The organism is Wolbachia endosymbiont (group A) of Myopa testacea, from assembly GCF_964027115.1.
Classification (GTDB): domain Bacteria; phylum Pseudomonadota; class Alphaproteobacteria; order Rickettsiales; family Anaplasmataceae; genus Wolbachia.
In genome coordinates this window covers 521,041-541,498 of record NZ_OZ034729.1, presented here as the reverse complement: position 1 = coordinate 541,498, position 20,458 = coordinate 521,041, and the positions used below count along the sequence as shown (strand labels likewise).

The following is a 20,458-nucleotide window of genomic DNA, read 5'->3' as shown; positions in this document are numbered from 1 at the left end:
TACACTAACTTTTATTATTAACTTAATTGTGTTGAAAATAACTGCAAGTGTTAAACTTAAGCTTTTGTCTTTCATTGTACACTACTCACTATAAGTTTATAATAATACCTTATATAATAGACTTAGTATTTTGAGTTATGCAAGTATTTTTTTTTATTGGACAAAAGTTAACAAGACGTTTTCAGAAATCTTTAAGCTCAATAACATCCTCTCTTTTTGGACTAGTTGAAATTAGATGAATTGGTACACCTATTAATTTTTCTAACTTGTCTATATATTTTATTAAATTGATAGGCAATGCTTCAATCGACCTTTTACCTTGAGTATTTTCTTTCCAGCCAGGAAACTCTTCATATATTGGCTCTAATTCCTCCTGTATTGAATGCGATGCGGGTAAATAATCATACATTTTCCCGCTATACTTGTAACCAGTGCATATTTTAATTGTATCAAAAGAATCAAGCACATCTAATTTGGTTAATACAATGCTTGAAACTCCAGAAAGTTGCACAGCCTGGCGCACTAAAACTGCGTCAAACCATCCGCAGCGCCTTCTTCTATTGCTCACTGTTCCAAGCTCCTTGCCTATAGTAAATAAGCTATCTCCAATCTCGTTCTTTTGCTCAGTAGGGAATGGACCATTGCCCACTCTTGTTGTATAAGCTTTTACCACACCAATAATGTAAGCATTGGAGGCTAATCCTGAGCCTGTTATTGCTTGCGACGCTACAGTATTACTTGAAGTAACAAAAGGGTAAGTTCCGTGGTCGATATCTAAAAATGTGCCTTGGGCGCCTTCAAATATTATTTTCTTACCTTCTTTCACAAAGTCATTTAATATCCTCCACACAGGTTTTTTATATGAAAGAATTTTTTTTGAAATCCCTTGAATTTCTTTTAATATTTCTTCTTTTTTAACCACCTGGTAGTTAAGGCCTTTTCTGATAGCATTGTGGTAATTCAGAAGAGTATCCACTCTTTTATTGAGCTCATCTGCGTTTTCTAAATCACAAAGGCGTATAGCTCTCCTTCCAACTTTATCTTCATAACATGGCCCTATCCCTTTGTTTGTTGTACCAATTTTGTGATTTCCGTTTAAATCTTCAAATAGCTTTTCCTTGTCCTTATGTACGCTAAGTATTAATGGACAGCTCTCGGATACCATCAAGTTGTTATAGTTTACATCCACTCCTTTAACTTTCAATGACTCTATTTCTGAGATTAGAGCATGTGAATCAAGAGCAACACCGTTTCCTATGATGGATATTTTGCCCGTTCTCAAAACAGCAGAGGGCAGTAAATTTAATTTATAAACCTCATCATCTATTACTATAGTGTGCCCTGCATTATTTCCTCCCTGAAATCTCACAACTACATCTGCATTCCCAGAAAGATAATCTACTATTTTACCCTTGCCTTCGTCACCCCATTGCAGACCAACAATTACAATGTTATTCATCATTATTTTCTAAATTAATACATAAATATTAATGCAGTACGCTACAAATGGAAAGAGAAATCTGCGCCTTTCCTGCACCTCTTAAATAAAGAAATATACTGTCGATTTTCTTAATATATTACCAAATTATTCATCATTATATGATATAACTTACAGCATATTTACAGTAAGGTGTTATTTATGAAAGAGGCAAAAGGAAAAAATAATAAGAGTCCAGTAGTTAGATTAAAGGCCACAGCTAAAGAGTTCAATTTTAGTAAATTAAGAGCAGGTCAAGATAATGAACTAGCAAATTCTGGTGAAACAATGTTCTTAGATTTTCAAAGGATGAATTTTATTATTAACGGAAAAGAAATAGATAAAAATCTTATTATTGCATTTAAGGAAGGAGCTAAGCACCGCAAAAGCGAACTTTTTAATAGTGATGATATATATAATGACGAAATATTTAACAAAAAAGGAACAAGAGAAATAGATACCGATCATGGCAAAGCTTTTGTTGCTTCAGTACTCGAAGATATTGAGAAAGAGCTTGTAAGTAATGCATTGGGTGAGCTATGGAAAAATCACTGTGAAAATCCCAAAACTGCCAATCATCAAAAAACCGATTCATATAAGAAAGAATTTTACAATGCTGGCCAACATCTATTACCAACAGAGAAAGATGAAAACAAAGACTACCGTTCCTTTGCAAAAGAAGTTTTCAAAAAAATGTTTAGATACGCTGGGGCAGAAGTTCCAAGTGATGCTATTTTAGAAGAGCTAGTCACCAATTGTAATCAAGCAGGGTATGAGGCTGCTCCATTTATACAAACCCAACTTGCACTTGGACAGTCGTTCATAGTAGAAAATCCTAAAAAAGTAATAAATATTGATTGTGCTAACCAAAATAATGTAAGAATTAGATCTGACATGAGGCTACCAATACTCTCTGTTAAAAATCAAGTTATGCATGGTGATAAGATATGTGATCTGTCTAACTCATTAGAATTTACACTTGAGTCTCAAGATGGTAAAGACTTTGTAACATACAGAGATGGTAAATTGTCACTTACTATTCCTAAAGAGTTAAAAAATTATAAAGATGATGGCAAGAGCTTGTTTAACATTATTAAAGAATATTTTCAGAAATTCTGTGCAAAATTAGGATTTAAACCTGAGACAAAAATACAAATAGAGCATAGCTTAGGTACTCAAAGTAACTATTTAGATGGTACAATATCTACTACAGGATCGGATGCAAATGAAGAGTTTATCAATCTTTTAAGCGAAAATCTCAGAGAGAGGTTCTTGGGGTTAGGACTTGCTCTAGAAGATGTTAATGATCTTGTTGAAGTCAGAGTATCTACAGTTATGGATCTATTGAGTGATTATGCTAAATTGGAAGATAATAAAGAAAACAGAGAGTTATTAATAAGTGAAGTAGCAGATAATTTAGGGCTTTCCTTTCAAGGTAAAATAGCATCAGAAGTATTGAAAGAGTTTGATGATGAAATGTTAATGCATACAGAAGGTATAGATAATAACATAGGTCAACATATAATGGAATTAGGCTGTTTACCTTCTTTGATAAGAGGCCATATTAATCATAACCAAGTGCAGTCTGTTGTAAATACTTTTATTAAGTTAATTATTGAAGGGAAAAGCGAAGTATACAAAGAAAAAAATGCAATTAATGCAATTTATCAGAAGGTAGATAAGGCAATTGTTGAGCAAGAAAAAAGAGCAACAAACAAACAAGATATAGAAAATGATAAATGGACAGATAGAATCAAAAAACAGAAATTATCTGTGGAATCACATGAACATTTACTTTAAAGATACTGGTAGGCTCCTTGAATATTTTAGAGTTCATGGTTGCAACGGTTGCTATTTTACAATGCACCTAATCGTAAAAACTACGTGCCGTTGCATCATATGTTTCAAGAACGTTGGTAAAATGTTCAAGTTGATCTCGATTCAATACCTGATCTATTCTAGTTAGTTGGTCATTGCTGCTTTTAAAATTAGTTAGATCACATAACATAGCACGTTCTTCAGTTTCAGCAGGCAAGTATTTAAAGTGACCAAAGATATTTTACCTAATTTTCTCTAGCATATTTACCTGTATACTTACAAAGCTACCTAATACCGCACACTAATTTCTCTCTTTATCGTATATAAATTAATTAAGTAAAGCGAATACAGTATCCACACTACTAAAAAAAATGTGGCACAAAACATAAACATTACAATGAGTGGCAACAGCAAAGAACTTTCTATTGCTATTCCACCTTTTCTCAAAATGCTTGCAGGCTGGTGGAGAGTAGACCATAAGTTCACGGAAAATTTTACTATGGGAATATTTATAGCACTAAAAATGGCAAATACTGCTGCTGATTTTTCTGCCCTCGCTTCATTATCAAAAGCGCTCCACAATGAAAGGTAGCCAACATATAGGAAAAATAAAATTAGCATTGAAGTAAGCCTTGCATCCCATACCCACCAAGTGCCCCAGGTTCCTTTTCCCCAGATGCTACCTGTGATTAAGCATATTGCAGAAAAGACTGTCCCTGCAGGAGCAGCAGCATGTGCCAAGACACTAGCAATGCTATTGTTCCACACCAATGAAATGAAACTAAGTGATGCAATTAATCCATATATTCCAAGAGCAAGCCATGCAGAAGGCACATGAATGTACATAATTCGTACAATTTCTCCTTGTTTATAATCTTCTGGGGAGAAGAATAACGCTAAAAACATTCCAATTAAAAAACATGCGAAACAAATAATCCCAATCCAAGGTAGTGCTTTTTTAGAAAAAGAAGTGAAATTTGTAGGCTTTAATAAAAACATTCGTTTTGAGAATAATTGTGTTAAGAATTTACCAATTAGTTTGAGTTTTATCAACAAGATAGTTTTTCTGCATTGACATAGATTAACAAATTAGCACAATTTCAGTAGCCGATTGCTTGCTATTATTTTTAGTATAACACTATATAAAACATGACCCTTAAAAAGCTTAATTTACACTTAGTATCAGATTCAAGTGGTGAAACTGTTATATCAGTTGCAAAATCAGCTCTGAAACACTTTCGTTCTGTAGAAACAATCGAATATGTTTGGTCTTTTGTGAAAGGAGAAGAGCAGGTTGACAAAATTTTGGAGGAAATTAATAAGAAAAGTGATGAGCATAACTTTGTTATATGCACTATTACTGATGATGAGCTAAGAAAATATCTAAAAGATAACTGTATAAAGTTGAAAATTCCCTATAGAGCAATATTATCACATATTATTAGAGAAATTTCGTCCTATCTTGAAATTGAAAAAGACGAAAAGCTTGACTTGCATACTGAGATAAATAACGAATATTTCCAGCGCATTGAGGCAATAAACTACACTATTAATCATGATGATGGACAAAGTATTCAAGATATTAATAAAGCAGATATAATTTTGGTTGGAGTTTCACGCACATCAAAATCTCCCACCAGTACGTATTTAGCTTATCGAGGCTATAAGGTTGCAAATATTCCTTTTGTTAGTGGAGTACCCTTTTATGTCGACTTGGCAAAATTAAAAAATAAACTAACGATAGGGGTAACAATAGACGTAAGTAGGCTAATAGAAATACGCAAAAATAGACTTACTTCAATTAACAACGAAGATAATAATATATATGCTAACCCTGAGAAAGTAGAAAAGGAAATTAAAGAAGCAGAGGAACTATTTAAGCAGAATAACTGGCCAATTATTGATGTCACGCAAAAGTCAATCGAAGAAGTATCAGCAACAATTATACAGTATTTTAATAAAATGTGAAAAATTTATCAATTGACTAACTCTCTGTAAGTGATCATAATGTAAGGTAATTTAATTCTTACTATAGATATGAAAGTCAAAGGGTCGCTAAAATCTCATCGTAACAGAGATAAAAATTGTAAAGTTGTGAAAAGGGGTGGTAAGATTTACATTATAAACAAGGTAAAGCCAAGGTGTAAAGCGCGTCAAGGTTCTTAGCTTTTTGTTCACCTTTTCATGTTATGTATTTCTTGTATGTGAAAGTATGGTGCTTATATCTAAAAAGAAGCAAAAGTTACTGTGTTTAAGCGCAGCCTTATTCATTTCTTCTCTTACATTATATTTTAGCATTAGCACAATTACAGGTAAACGTGGCTTATTGACGTTAATCGACTTAAAAAAAGAGATTGAGTACAATAAGCTTTTGCTAAAGGATGTCTCTTCTGAAAAGGAAAAGTTGGACAATAAAGTATTTGGCTTATATGAAAAAAGCTTAGATTTAGATCTGCTTGATGAGCAAGCAAAAAATGCTTTAGGTTATGTGAACCCTAATGAACTTATGGTTGTTCTTGACGTGGAATAGCAGTAGACTTCTTGCGTTACCTCCTGTCATTCAAGCCCCTTTCTTGTCACCCCAGTGCCCCTATGGTGTCATTCCAGTGCTTGACACTGGAATGACACCATTATAGAGTGAACCAGTGTCAGCTACTTTCATGACACCATTCTTTTTTCTGGATTCCAGTGCCAGTTACTTTCATGACACCATCATAAAGTGAAACTAGATTCCAGCGTCACGCGCTGGAATGACAAAAAAGAGTAGGTTTTTTATGTGATTATGCAAGAAGCTAGCGTAAATTTAAGTTTTATCTACCGCTTGATCAAAAAAGAATAAGTTTAGTAAAAAATAATGATATTATTAGTGGAACATAAAATAGTCCCACTGCAGTACTAATTAGAAGCAACAGAGTAGCTTTATCTGGTTGATAATTCAAAATATTAGCAAGTATTATACTGGACCCAGAAACTGGAATAATAGCCAGCAACATCAGTGCTTTATATATACTCTCGTCGTATACACCTATAACATGTTTGTCTAGAAGGACAATTCCTAAAACAAACAGTGGCCAGAATATGTACTTTGCTGTAATAGTGATCAAAGCAAGCTTCCAATCTACTTTAAAGCTTGTAATATTTGCAATGCTCACTCCAAGTAGCATCATCCCTAATGTGACAAATGTACTTCTAATATTCATCATAACATCTGTTAAAAAAGTAGGTATTTGTATATCATATATACTTAAAAAGAAGCCCAGAACCATCGCATAAAGCGAAGGAAGTTTGAACAACTTTAATATGCATTCTTTTGCGGTATAAATACCATTTGCAGCTATGTAAAATCCTAAGCTATTTTCAAACAACGCCATTCCTATATAACAAACAACATATACAGATACTGAATCTTCATCAAACAAAGCCATGGCAATCGGCAGGCCAAAATAACCCATACTTGTGCTGCCCGAGCTAAACGCTAATATGTTTCTCGTGTTATCCTTAAATAAAAAAGAAGAAAGATAATACACTGATAAGGACATAGTGCTACCTATAAACCATATCAAAATCGGCAGAGAAATTACTTTTAAATTAACTTCTGTATGAGAGACTCCATATAAAATCACTATTGGATTAGCTATATAAAAGAGTATTTGAGATATAGTGTTTCTATCAATTTTAAGACATTTTCCTGCTAAATAACCAATAAATATTGTAATATAAATAGGTAATATTTTTAGGAAAAGAGTAAGGAACATACTAGCCTATTGTGATACTTTTGACTGATAAAGTGATATTAGATCTTAAGGTATTATAAAAGTAAACAAAATTTATTTTCCAATTTATCCAGCTCATAGTTAATTAAAAAAGATTCACTTAGTGTCAAAATTTGTTTTTACATAAGACTTAAGAATGACATTTTTATGATAAAATTATGTTAAGTTTCTATAAAGCTTCTTGCATATTTTTGAATAATGATGAAAAATTAAACTGCTTGTGGTAATTTAGACGGACTGTTGAAAAAGTAAGAGGAAATAAGTAAAGTTAGGACAGAGAGTAAGGGCTTTAACATAGTTGTCATATTTTTCTTTAATTAACCCTAGTGTCCAATTTACCCACCATAGCTTCACATGAGGTGTTTCTAACCATTTTAATAACAGTAAAAAATGTTCTTCTTTCAACACTTTAAATGTGATATTTTTATTCATTAATTAAAAATTTCAAATGTTACTACCCTTTCTATTAATCCTGTCTCTAATTGCTAAGTTCATTGAAATTGACATTTCCGTACCTAGTTTTCCTGATATGGTGCACTATTTTAACGTATCAGAAGGCACAATTCAATTAACTATTGCTTATAATTTCCTAGGCTTTTGCATAGCAGTTTCATTAATGAAATTGTAGGATGGCGTGGTAATTATGCAACTGTTGCAATACTTTGTTTGATCTCTTGGGTTTTGCTGCTTTTTCTGTTACCAGAAACAAAAAAGGACCGCGATATTTTTAGTTTGAAAAAAATGACGAAAGATTACAGAAAACTACTATCTAGTCCGAGGTTTGTTACGTTGTCTTTAATGTCAAGCCTCTTTTCTGCCGCTTATATGTCATTCATCACTTGTGGACCTTTTCTGTATATAAAGACTTTTGGTTTATCTAGCACTATTTATGCACTACATCAAGGTGCAATAGTTGGGTGCTTCTCACTCATTAGTCTATTTGCTGGCAAAATCTTACAGAAACTTGGAGCAATATGGTGTGTAATTTCTGGTACGAGCGTGGGTGCTATTGGGTCTCTATTGCTTGTAATATTCAGTATAATTGTACCCCACTCTTTCTACTTACTAACACTGTCTATGATTATTTTTTCTATCAGTTGTGCAATTTGCCAGCCAGTGATTTTTAATGCATCAATAAATGTTTTCCCTGAAATTAAAGGCACAGCTTCTTCTGCAGTCTCGTTCATTAGAGCTTTTATCATGGCTATTTTTATCGGCTTAACAAGCTACATTTAAAACGGTCAAGCAATTAGTGTAGCTGTTCTTGTTCTATCCGCGATAGTACTAGAACTTGTTTTTACTGCCTGTTTATTGTTTTTAAAAGATCCGGTATAATTAATGATCTTTTTACAGATGTGAGCGATTAACTTTCCCCGGCCAATCTTTCTGCTTCATTACGTGAAATTAATGCCTCAATAAATTCATCTAGTTCACCTTCTTTTATAATCTGCTCTAGCCGATGTGAAGTTAGATTAATTCTGTGGTCTGTTATTCTTGATTGTGGAAAATTATATGTTCTTATACGCTCGGAACGATCACCAGAGCCAATCTGACTTTTTCTCATTGTTGACCTTTCCATTTCTTTTTTTTGTCTTTCAATTTCGTATAGCCTTGCCCTCAATACTTTAAGCGCTTTAGCTTTATTTTTGTGCTGCGATTTTTCATCTTGCTGTATTACAATCATCCCTGTTGGCAAGTGGGTGACCCTTACTGCGCTGTCAGTTGTATTCACTGATTGCCCTCCAGGACCACTGGATCTATAAACATCTATTCGTAAGTCTTTTTCTTCTATTTTAAAGTCAACTTCTTCTACTTCAGGTAATATCGCAACAGTAGCGGCAGAGGTATGTAACCTTCCTGAGGATTCAGTTTCTGGCACTCTCTGTACTCTGTGTGCTCCTGATTCAAATTTCAACCTTGCAAAAACTTCTGTTCCATTAATGAGTGCAGAAGCTTCCTTATAGCCACCTATACCTGTATTAGAAATGCTTATTGGCTCGAACTTCCAATTTCTTCTTTCTGCATATTTTTGATACATACGAAATAACATTGCTGCAAATAATGCTGCTTCTTCTCCTCCTGTACCTGCTCTGATTTCCAATATTGCATTTCTTAAGTCATCTTCATCTTTAGGCAATAATGCTAACTTTAGTTCTGCTTTTACTTTTGGTAATAATACCTTGTGCTTTTCAAAAAATTCTTCTTTTGCTAACTCTTTTATATCACCTTCGCTGTTTTCATCTTTCATTATTTCCTCTAAGTCTGAAATTTCCTCTTTCAGCGTGTTATATTCATCAATTATCTTGATTATTGGCCTGAGCTCAGAGTATTCCTTTGAAAAGGTAATGAATTCTTTTTGACTTAAATTGGTAGGGTTTTCCAAGTTCCTTTCTATATCACTAAATTTTTTCTTTAAGTCTTGTAAATTATTCTCTATATTCATATAGCACAGATCTAGTATTTTAACTAAGTAATACATACTGAAATAAAAAATTTCTTATATCAAGCAATAACACTATAATATATCTACTACCTTCTACTTGAATATAATGGCAAGACAGATAACATCAAGCTGCAATTTCATATTTGGAGCTTCGGACATGAAATCATTACCAGATGAGTCGGCTCCAGAGATTGCGTTTGCTGGTAGATCAAATGTAGGAAAATCCAGTCTGATCAACTTACTGATAAACAGCAAAAAAGCTGCCAGAGTTTCCTCTAAACCTGGATGTACTAGACAAATAAATTTTTACTCTATGTACAATGATAAATTCAGACTTGTTGACCTACCAGGGTATGGTTATTCCCATGCAGGTAAGGAGGAAATTATACAATATTTAAACTTAATTGAGTATTATCTAATTCAAAGAAAAAATCTAAGAAGAGTGTTTGTGTTGATAGATAGCAAGGTAGGATTAAAAGAAATAGACAAAGACTTCATTTATTGGTTAATATATAATAATATTAACTTTAACGTTGTGCTAACAAAAATAGATAAAGTGAGTCAAAAAAGCCTAGATGCCATTCTAGAAGATACTCAAAAATGGATTAATAATGAGAATGTGTCAATTCATCAAATAAGCATCCGTGTTAAGCATAAAATAATCAAGGTAAGAGATGAGTTTTTCAAGTTTACAAGATAAAAAAATGAAAAGTAGTGAATTTTTAAAGGGTGAAGTATCATTTGAACAAAAAGCAGAAATATTACTTGAAGTGCTGTCTAGCATACCTAGCTTTGTGGGTGAAACTTTTGTCATTAAATGTGGCAGCGTAACGATCTCAGATGAAACACTATTCTATACTTTTGTGCATAATGTTGTCTTATTAAAGCAGCTTGGTATAAATCCGGTGATAGTTCATGACGGAGAATATGAAATTAACTCAGTGTTAAAAATGCTGGGTATGGACAGTAAGTTTGTGAATGGTATCAGACTTACAGACAAAGACACTATGAAAATCATTGAAATGGCACTGTGTGGTTCAGTTAATAAAAAAATTGTTCAGCATATAAATTCTGCTGGTGGTTCAGCTATTGGATTATGTGGAAAAGACGGCAACTTAATAAAAGCTGAAAAGATAAGCGCTACGCTTAAGGAAGACAGATCAAATAACATCGAAAAAATACTAGACATGGGATTCATCGGTAGGCCCACTGAAATCAATCCTGATATATTATTTTTTATTGAAGAATCAGATTTTATACCAGTTATTGCACCTATCGGTCATGGAAAAAATGGGGAAACATATCATATTGATGCCGATAGCACTGCAAGCACAATTGCAATTGCAGTTTCTGCATCTAAAATGATAACCTTTAGCGATACAGGTGAAGAAATAGATAAAATTGGTGGCAGGAAGATATCTGTTAAAAATTTAAATGCATCGATTGATTGTGGCAAAATTCAAGGAGAAAAATTTATTGAAAGGCTTATGGCATATACTAAAATGGTAGAGGAATGTGCTGGAGTTGTTCACATAGTTGATGGTAGAATACCTAACATTATGCTTGATTTATTTACTGAGAATAATTCAAGCATATCAATTGTGAGTGATTTATAACTAGGCTGCTCACAACTACACGAATAGACTTCTTGCATAACCATATGACGAACTTTTCTTGGGAATAGAAACGAAAAAACTTACTTGACAAACTCCGCCAGCCCCCTTATCATGACAGTGAAGCTATTGTATTTGCTTTCGCCAATCTGCAGATTAAAAGGTAAGGATTACTTAATGTATCGGCGTTTTATGTTCAATTTTTTGCAGTATATAGATACTGTATGTCTTTACAAAACTTCATCTACATCTAGATTTTTATCTAAATAAGCTGAACGCGCTTACAAAGCGTTACAAGACATCAAAAAATGCCAATACTCGACAAAGATAGTAAAAGACTAGCTAACTCGGGGATTCTTTGTCTTTTTTTCTACTTGGTAAATTTCTTAAACATTTGCAGCGTAGGTTAGTTGCAATTAAAAGCAGCTGAATTTCTCTTGTCAAGCGTTTAAAACATAAAAAACGCCAATATTTTAAAGCGGATAATAACCACGGGGCTTCTTTTGCCTTTTTTCCTTTGGTAAATTTCTTAAATATTTATGGCTAAAAGAGCCCAAGAGAGGTGTCATTCCAGTGCTCCTTTCTCGTCATCCCAGTGCCCCTATGATGTCATTCCAGCGCGTGACGCTGGAATCTAGTTCTTATTGTACATTTACTTGGTGTAGAGTTAAGTTTCCTGGATCCCAGTGTCTGGGCACTGGGATGACATCATAGGGGCACTGGGATGACGAGAAAGGAGTACTGGGATGACACCTACGCACGCTCACTTTGTCATTCCAGCGTGTGACCAGAAAAAACATAGACCCCAAGTGTCAGCTACTTGAACAACATCACTTTGCTTAAAAATTGCAACGTTTGTACACGGTATGACGTTAGCTATTGTGCTACACTTTTCCCCTTTCCCCTGAAACTAAAATCTATATACTTAACTTTAGAAACTTCAAAATACGATGCGATCTAATATTAGAGAGTTATTTTGCTATATAAAGCCTAATCTATCTTATTTCATCATAGCTTTTATTGCAGTTTTATTTTCAGCCTTAACGATCCTCCTCTTTGGCAGAGGCTTAAGCAACATAATTGATTCTGGCACAGAGCACGATTTTACTACCAAACTATTAGTTGCAATACTTATAGTTTTAGCCATTTCTCTCACTGCATTTACTCGGTTATATTTCATTGGCATTGGCAGCGAGAAAGTTATCGCAAGAATCAGATATGACTTATATAGCAGTATCAGTGACTTGCAACCAAGTTTCTTTGAGAACACAGGCGTACAAGATGTTATCTCAGCACTCATTACTGATACCTCTGCGCTGCAATCAATAATAAATAGCAGCCTACTCACCATATTGCGAAATTTTGTAATATTAATTGGCAGTGTTGCCATGTTATTATATACAAATCTGCACCTAACTGCGTATGCAGCCGCAATAGTACCTATACTACTCATTATTATGACCTCATTTGGAAAAAAAGTGCGTAGCTATGCACGCTTTGCCCAGGATAAATTAAGTGAGCTTGCATCACTTAGTGAGGAAAATTTTCGATCTATAGTGACTATCAAATCGTTTGTACTCGAAGAAAATGAAAAAACCCGTTTTAAGGAGCATTTAAACTCAGTATCAAAATCATACGTAAAATTAGTACTCTTGCGTGCTATTTTAGTAACTCTAGTTATCACGTGTGTGATAGGTTCACTAGTTGTTTTGCTCTTTTTTGGTATTAAAGAAGTCTTAAGCAATAATATAACTATTGGAGAACTCTCCTCATTTGTGTTTTATTCAGCGCTTGCGGCAGGAGCTATAAATAATTTGAGCGATAATATCAGTGATTTACAACGAGGTCTTGGAATAGTAGAGCGTTTATTTGAATTTAAAAATATGAAAAGCTCTATAGCAGATGCCAATGATCCTATAAAAATTTGTAGTGTTCAAAAAGGAATTTCGTTTAATGGCGTGACATTTTTTTATGAATCTCAGTCTGATAAGCCAGCGTTAAATAACGTATCATTTTCTATAAAGGCAGGTCAACTAGTATCAATTGTTGGACCATCTGGCAGTGGTAAAAGCACCATTTTAAAACTTCTGCTCCGTTTTCATGATCCAAGCAGAGGCAGCATTACTATCGATGAGCACAATATTAAGTCAATTGCGTTAAATGACCTCAGATTGTTGTTTGGCTTAGTGCCACAAGATAACATAATATTCTCTTGCTCAATAATGGAAAATATACTATATGGCAAACCTGGTGCTGAATATGAAGAAGTGAAGCAAGCAGCTATCAGCGCTTATGCGATGGAATTTATTGATAAGCTGCCTGATAAATTTGATACATTTGTAGGAAAAAGAGGATTAAAACTTTCTGAAGGACAAAAACAACGTATTATAATAGCAAGAGCCATACTCAAAAACCCTCAGGTTTTAATACTGGATGAAGCAACCTCTGCCCTTGATTATAAAAGTGAGAACCTCGTGCAAAAAGCATTAAGCAAGTTAATGCAAAACAGAACAACGATCGTAATTACACACAGACTATCAACTGCACTTAAAACTGACAAGATTATAGTAATTAATCACGGAAAAGTAGAAGAAGTAGGGACTCATGACTCCCTAATAAGTAAAGACGGGTTGTATGCAAAACTGGCGAAGATACAGTGGAATTGAAAGAAAATTTACATCATATCGTTAGTTGATATGCTAGATTTATAATTAAAGTTATTATATCTTTAATCATTGTGATTTATAATAACATCATAGTATTTTTTTAAGGATTATTATGTTTTCTCATTGCAGTAATTTACCAAAAATACCATTTACGGGTTATAATTTGCCAGCTTTACCAGCACCAGTATTGAACTGTGCACAAGCTTGTGCACCTGCATACGCAACTTATGCTACTAATTCGTGCCACAATCATTTTAACTCATATCATAACTATTATGACACATGTTATAATCCTTGTGATGAATTTGGGTTTCTTTATTAGAAGATTGTTTTTAAACAACTCATAAACGCACGTCTAGCTATACGTGCTTCCAAGAGCACATGGTTTCCCATGTGCTTCACATTTTGCTTGAAAATATAATAAACAGGTGCTTACTTGTTATTCACAGTAACCATATATTACAATTTATTTCAGCAACACGACTAATTTGACTACTGACAGCTTCTTCTTGGAATCTTATCATTATTCTACCATAGTAAAACTTTTAACTCTAATATCTGCTACATTAAAGTCGTATTTTGAAATGTACTGTAAGTTTGTATATGCTAATTTTAGCCTTAAAATTATTAGATCATTAACTTTTTTATCCTATAATAATTCAATAGTTATTTTTTAAAGGATTCTTATGAATTATAATTTTTCCTCATCTCTACGTGTCGGTTCATGTATTCCTACGCGCACAGCTTGCACAACTGACCCACGGTACCATCATAATTTTGATCCACATTGTCATAACCACTTTAACCCACATTGCCATGACCACTTTGATCCGTGTTGTGATAGACTCGAATTAAATATACAGCTTCCTGATATAAAAATACCTCCTCGTCCTGATGTAAAATGTCCTGAGGTAAAAATACCTCCTTGTCCTGAGTGTCCTGCTTGTCCAGAACCTAAAAAACCAATTGACTTTTCAAAACTCACAATAGCAGTTGACGCAACTTCTGGAGAGATTAAAGATGCCATTACTAAGAAAACTAGTGGCTTAAAATTTGCAGACTGTAAAGAAATTATAGATAAAACTGACAACGACCTTGAAATTGGTCCAGACAATCGTCTCAAAGGAGGATGTGATAGCAATTCTGAATGCAAAGCTTGTGTGGATGCGATAAATGCTTCTATAATAGACTCACGCAAAGAACCAGCATTTTTTCAGAAAAAATGTCAGTACCAGAAGATACTGTTCATATTATATAAAGGCAACCAAGGTGTGTACATTGTTAGTACAACCCCCCATTTTATGTTAATTCTTATTTATTAATGGAGCTATTTTATGTTAAAAAACACTTTTCCTTATTCAAATTATAAGCATGCAAGTCATGTACGTCAACTGCCACGTATGTTAAAAATTAATTTACATACAAAGCTAGATGATTGTAAAGACCCTAAGTCCGAGATTGATGATAAGACTAAGAATGAACTGAAAGAAAAGATTTAAAATGAACTAGAGAAAGATCTTAAGTTTGAGATTGATGATAAGACTAAGAATGAACTGAAAGAAAAGATTTAAAATGAACTAGAGGAAGATCTTAATTGTGAGATTGATGATAAGACTAAGGGTGAATTGATAAAGGAAGTAGAAGAAAAAATAGACAAAGAATTAAGGGTAAAGTTAAATTGTGACATATTAAAAACGTGTAACCTTGAAGAGAGAACTAAAGAAATAATTGATGATGGTGGGTGTAACCGAAAAGGATGTGAAAACAGCAAAAAAGATGGTAACTATATTGACGTAAGTAACGATGGTAAGCTTTATATAAGAGAGGCAATAAATAAATTATACCCTGACTTAAGTGCAGACATTATTGACAAGATTAAAACTGATGATTATTATGTAAAACAATTTGGTATAACGGCAACTAACTGCAATAAGAATGGCATGGAATACCCTTTTATCACTTGGAGAAGAACTATGAATTCATGGTGCGTTACTATTCCTTCGAATAGTACTTGCAAAGAATCTTATAATATACGCCAAGTTGGTAACAAAGATTATTGGCCTGATTGGTATGCATCTTGTAAGAATAGCATGTTTTCTGACAATAGTTATTTAGTTAACACAAGAGCATATTACTACCCTGACAGTATTGACAGAGGTAAGCCAATGGCGGTGCTCTCTCAAAGTCAATCACTGATGATTGCTGACAAGAAAACAGATAGACTTGTAAGAAAAGATGGAACAATAAGTAATAAAACTTTTGATGAATGCAGAGCATTTTTTGATCAGAAGGAAAGAATAACTGATTGTACAGAAGGTGGCAGAGATTGTGAATTGTGCAAAGAAGTAATTTGGGATTCTTCGGAGGTAGTGCCAGTGTTTTTTATATAATTATCATTAGCTATAAATTACATCAGATAACCCTTCAACTCCTTCCATTTATCCACTATACTGCTACAAGTCTTATAGCTTTTTAGTTAATGAACATTTTCAAGCAGGTTTCCTCTCTAATTTCCAGCAAATTAAATGAGTTGAAGCAAAGGGGTGTCATAAATACAAGTGCGGCAAATTTTATTGTAGAGCCTCCAAGCAATAGAGCACATGGTGATATCTATACAAATGTTGCTATGGTGCTTGCAAAGCATGAAAAGAAGAATTCAGTCGAGATTACAGGGATGTTAGCAAGAGAATTTAAACCTTTTGATGAAGTTGCAAAAGTAGAAATAGCAGGCCCTGGTTTCATCAACATGCACTTAAAAATAGAAGTATGGCATGGAATTTTAAAACAAATAAATGAGCTGAAAACAGAGTTTGGCACCCTAGATATAGGGAACAATCAGGCCATCAATGTTGAGTTTGTATCTGCAAATCCAACTGGTCCAATGCATATTGGTCATGCAAGAGGAGCAGTATTTGGTGACGTTCTGGCAAATTTATTGAAAAAAGTTGGTTATAAAGTTACTAAGGAATACTATATTAATGATGCTGGAGCGCAGATAGATACACTAATAAAGTCAGTATATTTGCGGTATAAGGAAGCTCTGGGAGAAAAAATCAGCATCGAAAAAGGTTTATACCCAGGTGAATATTTAAAACCGATAGGGAATGGGCTGGCCAAAAAATATGGCAAGGAGCTTCTAGAAAAGCAAGATAATCAGGTGATTAGGGAATATACTTTAAGTTCTATATTAAAACTCATAAAGGAAGACATGAACTTACTTGGGGTAAGTCATGATGTTTTTACTTCAGAGTATGAGCTACAAAAAAGTGGCAAAATTGAAGAGAGTATAAAGATATTGTCTGACAAGGGTTTGGTGTATGAAGGGTACCTGGAGAAACCAAAAGGCAAAGAAAGTAAAAATTGGACTCCCAGAAAAAAGATGTTATTTCGCTCTACAAAATTTGGTGATGACGTTGACCGTGCATTGAAGAAAGAGGACGGCAGTTGGACTTATTTTGCCTCAGATATCGCTTATCATTTTGATAAGATATCACGTGGTTTTAATAATATGATAGTAGCAGTCGGTAGTGATCATAGTGGTTATATCAAAAGGCTAAAAGCAGTTGTCTCTGCACTAAGTAATGATCAAGCAAAAATAGAGGTAAAACTGCATAATATTGTGAATTTTTTCGAGAATGGCAAACCTGTTAAGATGTCCAAAAGATCAGGAAACTTCCTCACAGCAAGAGATGTAGTGGAAGAAGTTGGCAGGGACATAACTCGTTTTATAATGTTAACACGCAAGAATGATATGGTCTTGGACTTTGATTTTGCTAAAGTTAAAGAACAGTCAAAAGACAACCCTATTTTTTACGTGCAATATGCGCATGCTCGTGCTCACTCATTAATGCGTAATGCTCCAAAAGAGCTCCCAACAGCAGATCCTTCACTTTTAAAGACAGATGGGGAGCTCTTCCTCATAAAAACCTTAGCAAAGTGGCCAAATGTGATAGAAACAGCGGCAAGGCTTTGTGAGCCACACAGAATTACTTTCTACTTACTTGAAGTTGCAGAAGCGTTTCACGTTTTATGGGGGTATGGCAAGAGTGATTTAAACATGCGGTTCATACTGGAAGACAACTTAAACCTCACCGCTGCAAGAATGTTTCTCGTACAAGCCTTAGCGCACGTCATCGCTTCTGGACTTTCCATCTTTAATATAGAACCTTTGGAAGAGATGAGTTGATTTTTTTGCCATAATACATGATAATTAAAATATTATTGAAGTAGGGGTAAAATTATGACAATGAACTATGAGCAGTTGAAAAGAATGTTAAGCGCGGTTGATAAGGAGGAAGGCTTAAGTAAAGACAACGTAATTGACAAAATAAAAGAGGAATTAAAGAAATATCCAGAAGAATATAAGAAATGGGAAGAAGCTGGTTTTGATGTAGATTACCTATTTGAAATTAAAGATGATACACTAATAGCATATGATCGATTTACATTATTGCATTTAGCTGTTTTATGTGGCTATGAAAAAATAGTAAACCTTCTAATAGAAAATGATGCAAGTGTTGATGTAGAATACAAAGGGATGACTCCTTTACATTTTGCTGTTGGAGGAGGTCATACAGAGATAGTAGAAATTCTAGTAAAAACTGGGCGAAGGTTGATGCAAAAGATAGAAATGGATACACTCCTTTACATTTGGCTGCTAGAAATGGTCATACAGAGATAGTTAAAGTTCTATCACAAAGCAATGCAGAAGTCGATGCAGTAGATAAAAATAAAAAAACTCCTTTGCATTTGACTGCTGAATATGGTCGTATAGGCACAGTAAATGCTCTAATACAAAACGGAGCAGATGTTAATGCGTTGGATCAACGTGGATGGACTCCTTTGCATTTTGCCGCTCGAGATGGTGATGAAGATATAGTAGGTGTTCTAATAACAAATGGTGCAAATCCTTTGTTGAAAAATAAAGATGGAAGCACTCCCAGAGGCTCAATGTACACTGGGAGCTGTTCTGTATTCGGGCAGGTAAGAAAAGACTTGGGGAATGTTAAAAGCTATACTAAAATTGAGCAACTTTTAAAGGAAGCAGAAGAAGAACAACTGAAACAACAAGCAACAAAGCAACTTCTAAAGGAAGAAGAAAAACAACTCAAGAAGTTAAACAAAGAAGCGAACCATTCATCACAAGATAACCAGAATACAACACCCCTCCTGGAAGAAACAGAAAAAAAACAACCTACATCAGCAATTAAAAAAGGTCTTTTCGCCAGTGGTGCAGTCGCAGTATTAGGCACTGCTGTAGAAGTGGCACTTTTTGCAACCGGAACAGTTGCAGTTGAGTTGATATCTATAGTAATAGCAGTGGCTGCAATTGCAGCAGCAGCACTAGCAGTTGGTGGTATCACATATATGATGTTAAAACCTAGTACTGAAATGGATGAAGTGGAAAAAGAACAAGGCATAATTGGGGATGAGCGGAAAGCTTGATCTGCTGGATTCCAGTTTCAGCTACTTTCATGACATCATCCTTTTTTCTGGATCCCAGTATCGGCTACTTGGATGACAGGAGAAGGCACTAGCCTGACAACCGTCATCCCGCTACGTGTTAGCGGCCGCAGCGGTATAGCTATCTTCAAAAATACGGTTGAATAATTGTTAATAATAGTGTATAATTATTAATATTTTCAAGCATTTTTGCCATGGCTCTTTCTAAATTTCTCGATCCAAAGTTAGATTTAACATTTAAGAAAATCTTTGGCACTGAAAAAAATAAGAATATTCTTATCCACTTTTTGAACGATATTTTAGGATGTACTGAAGTCAATACTATACAAGAAGTAGAATTCTTAAGCACCATTATGGACCCTGAAATTGCTTCTGATAAACAAAGCATTGTTGATGTTCTTTGCAGGGATTCTAGTGGGAACAGGTATATAATTGAGATGCATCTCACTCGTGATAAAGGCTTTGAAAAACGTGCACAACTTTATGCTGCTAAGGCTTACTCAAGACAAGCTGATAAATCTGGTAAATACGTTGATTTAAAGAAGATTTTCTTTATCATGATTTCAAATTGCACCTTATTCCCTGATAAGCTTGACTATATATCTAGCCATACCATAAGAGATGAGAAAACCAATGAGCATGACTTAAAAGATTTTCAATTTATCTTCATAGAGCTGCCAAAATTTCCTAAGAGTAGAGAAGAACAACTAGAAAGTGTAGTAGACCGTTGGCTATTTTTTTTCAAATATGCAGATGAAACAACGGACGAAGATCTCAGAAAAATTGCAGAAAAATCACCAATAATAAAGCTAGCATATGATGAATTAGATAAGTTTCACTGGAATGAAAAAGATCTAGTAGCTTATGAAGAAAGAATAATGGATCTGCGCAAAGAAGAAGCCATTCTTGAATACAGACTTGATCTTGCTAAAGAGGAAGGTAGAAAAGAAAGGGAAATTGAAGTTGCAAAAGCAATGCTGGCTAATAATGTTGATGTCAACACTATTGTCAAGTTTACTGGCCTTTCTATTAGTGAGATTGAAGAATTAAGTGGAAATCTGTGAACGGTTACGAAAAATATAAGTTTTTGCGATAAACGACATAGTGATGTATTTGTTGTTCAGTATGTCAGTGGAATATTTTCTGAAAAATTTCCACATAACTCTTTCAGATTTCATAATATCTCTTGCCACTCATCTGAACAG

Annotated in this window: 21 protein-coding genes and 1 pseudogene; 17 read left to right on the top strand and 5 right to left on the bottom strand. The window is 34.2% G+C overall.

The window, feature by feature from the left end; translation table 11 throughout:
• Positions 1–181: 181 nt before the first annotated feature.
• On the bottom strand, positions 182–1,459 hold the full coding sequence (locus tag AAGD91_RS02690) for an adenylosuccinate synthase (protein WP_264732549.1): 1,278 nt from the start codon (positions 1,457–1,459) through the stop codon (positions 182–184).
• Positions 1,460–1,639: 180 nt separating this feature from the next.
• Here AAGD91_RS02690 and AAGD91_RS02685 point away from each other — a divergent pair, with 180 nt between their 5' ends.
• Entirely contained in the window at positions 1,640–3,277 is a 1,638-nt protein-coding gene (locus AAGD91_RS02685) for a hypothetical protein (RefSeq protein ID WP_341821416.1), read from the top strand.
• A 67-nt stretch (positions 3,278–3,344) separates the two neighbouring features.
• Here the strand turns inward: AAGD91_RS02685 and AAGD91_RS02680 are convergent, their stop codons facing one another.
• Both AAGD91_RS02680 and ccmC read right to left on the bottom strand, forming a co-directional pair.
• Entirely contained in the window at positions 3,345–3,512 is a 168-nt protein-coding gene (locus tag AAGD91_RS02680) for a hypothetical protein (RefSeq protein WP_264688104.1), read from the bottom strand.
• 71 nt (positions 3,513–3,583) lie between these two features.
• On the bottom strand, positions 3,584–4,294 hold the full coding sequence (gene ccmC, locus AAGD91_RS02675; protein WP_341821415.1) for a heme ABC transporter permease CcmC: 711 nt from the start codon (positions 4,292–4,294) through the stop codon (positions 3,584–3,586).
• A gap of 150 nt (positions 4,295–4,444) precedes the next feature.
• Between ccmC and AAGD91_RS02670 the strand changes: the two genes are divergently transcribed.
• From AAGD91_RS02670 to AAGD91_RS02660, 3 genes are all read left to right on the top strand, one after another.
• Positions 4,445–5,263, top strand: a complete 819-nt coding sequence (locus AAGD91_RS02670) for a pyruvate, water dikinase regulatory protein (RefSeq protein ID WP_341821414.1) — start codon at positions 4,445–4,447, stop codon at positions 5,261–5,263.
• Between the two features lie 69 nt (positions 5,264–5,332).
• Positions 5,333–5,461 carry a type B 50S ribosomal protein L36 gene (gene ykgO / locus AAGD91_RS02665; RefSeq protein WP_006279631.1) on the top strand — a complete coding sequence of 43 codons (129 nt, stop codon included), beginning with the start codon at positions 5,333–5,335 and terminating at the stop codon, positions 5,459–5,461.
• Positions 5,462–5,507: 46 nt separating this feature from the next.
• Positions 5,508–5,825 carry an FtsB family cell division protein gene (locus AAGD91_RS02660; RefSeq protein WP_341821413.1) on the top strand — a complete coding sequence of 106 codons (318 nt, stop codon included), beginning with the start codon at positions 5,508–5,510 and terminating at the stop codon, positions 5,823–5,825.
• A 295-nt stretch (positions 5,826–6,120) separates the two neighbouring features.
• Here the strand turns inward: AAGD91_RS02660 and AAGD91_RS02655 are convergent, their stop codons facing one another.
• The gene (locus AAGD91_RS02655) at positions 6,121–7,050 is read right to left on the bottom strand and encodes an AEC family transporter (RefSeq protein ID WP_341821412.1); all 930 of its coding nucleotides are present in this window, start codon (positions 7,048–7,050) and stop codon (positions 6,121–6,123) included.
• Positions 7,051–7,665: 615 nt separating this feature from the next.
• Here AAGD91_RS02655 and AAGD91_RS02650 point away from each other — a divergent pair.
• Positions 7,666–8,304 carry an MFS transporter gene (locus tag AAGD91_RS02650; RefSeq protein ID WP_341821411.1) on the top strand — a complete coding sequence of 213 codons (639 nt, stop codon included), beginning with the start codon at positions 7,666–7,668 and terminating at the stop codon, positions 8,302–8,304.
• Between the two features lie 127 nt (positions 8,305–8,431).
• On the opposite strand, the gene prfA is transcribed toward AAGD91_RS02650, so the two are convergent.
• Complete coding sequence (gene prfA / locus AAGD91_RS02645) at positions 8,432–9,511, bottom strand: peptide chain release factor 1 (RefSeq protein ID WP_341821410.1); 1,080 nt, start codon at positions 9,509–9,511, stop codon at positions 8,432–8,434.
• A 103-nt stretch (positions 9,512–9,614) separates the two neighbouring features.
• Between prfA and yihA the strand changes: the two genes are divergently transcribed.
• From yihA to AAGD91_RS02585, 12 genes and pseudogenes are all read left to right on the top strand, one after another.
• Complete coding sequence (gene yihA / locus AAGD91_RS02640; RefSeq protein WP_375316731.1) at positions 9,615–10,211, top strand: ribosome biogenesis GTP-binding protein YihA/YsxC; 597 nt, start codon at positions 9,615–9,617, stop codon at positions 10,209–10,211.
• Positions 10,212–10,215: 4 nt separating this feature from the next.
• Positions 10,216–11,127, top strand: coding sequence for an acetylglutamate kinase (gene argB / locus AAGD91_RS02635; protein WP_341821500.1), 912 nt, complete (start codon positions 10,216–10,218; stop codon positions 11,125–11,127).
• Positions 11,128–11,697: 570 nt separating this feature from the next.
• Positions 11,698–11,838 (top strand): hypothetical protein, encoded by a 141-nt coding sequence (locus AAGD91_RS02630; RefSeq protein ID WP_341821409.1) that lies wholly within the window; start codon positions 11,698–11,700, stop codon positions 11,836–11,838.
• 236 nt (positions 11,839–12,074) lie between these two features.
• A complete protein-coding gene (locus tag AAGD91_RS02625; protein ID WP_341821408.1) occupies positions 12,075–13,790 on the top strand; it encodes an ABC transporter ATP-binding protein in 1,716 nt (571 codons plus the stop codon).
• 686 nt (positions 13,791–14,476) lie between these two features.
• Positions 14,477–15,112 carry a hypothetical protein gene (locus AAGD91_RS02620; protein ID WP_341821407.1) on the top strand — a complete coding sequence of 212 codons (636 nt, stop codon included), beginning with the start codon at positions 14,477–14,479 and terminating at the stop codon, positions 15,110–15,112.
• 12 nt (positions 15,113–15,124) lie between these two features.
• Entirely contained in the window at positions 15,125–15,289 is a 165-nt protein-coding gene (locus tag AAGD91_RS02615; protein ID WP_341821406.1) for a hypothetical protein, read from the top strand.
• A 126-nt stretch (positions 15,290–15,415) separates the two neighbouring features.
• A complete protein-coding gene (locus tag AAGD91_RS02610) occupies positions 15,416–16,180 on the top strand; it encodes a hypothetical protein (RefSeq protein ID WP_341821405.1) in 765 nt (254 codons plus the stop codon).
• Between the two features lie 89 nt (positions 16,181–16,269).
• Entirely contained in the window at positions 16,270–17,976 is a 1,707-nt protein-coding gene (argS, locus tag AAGD91_RS02605) for an arginine--tRNA ligase (protein ID WP_341821404.1), read from the top strand.
• A 54-nt stretch (positions 17,977–18,030) separates the two neighbouring features.
• Positions 18,031–18,471 (top strand): ankyrin repeat domain-containing protein, encoded by a 441-nt coding sequence (locus AAGD91_RS02600; RefSeq protein WP_341821403.1) that lies wholly within the window; start codon positions 18,031–18,033, stop codon positions 18,469–18,471.
• A pseudogene (locus AAGD91_RS02595) lies at positions 18,438–18,551 on the top strand (ankyrin repeat domain-containing protein); the annotation flags it as partial. The gene AAGD91_RS02600 and the pseudogene AAGD91_RS02595, both read left to right, overlap by 34 nt.
• Positions 18,534–19,235 carry an ankyrin repeat domain-containing protein gene (locus AAGD91_RS02590; RefSeq protein WP_341821499.1) on the top strand — a complete coding sequence of 234 codons (702 nt, stop codon included), beginning with the start codon at positions 18,534–18,536 and terminating at the stop codon, positions 19,233–19,235. The pseudogene AAGD91_RS02595 and the gene AAGD91_RS02590, both read left to right, overlap by 18 nt.
• 212 nt (positions 19,236–19,447) lie before the next feature.
• Positions 19,448–20,317, top strand: a complete 870-nt coding sequence (locus AAGD91_RS02585) for an Rpn family recombination-promoting nuclease/putative transposase (protein ID WP_341821402.1) — start codon at positions 19,448–19,450, stop codon at positions 20,315–20,317.
• Positions 20,318–20,458 lie beyond the last annotated feature (141 nt).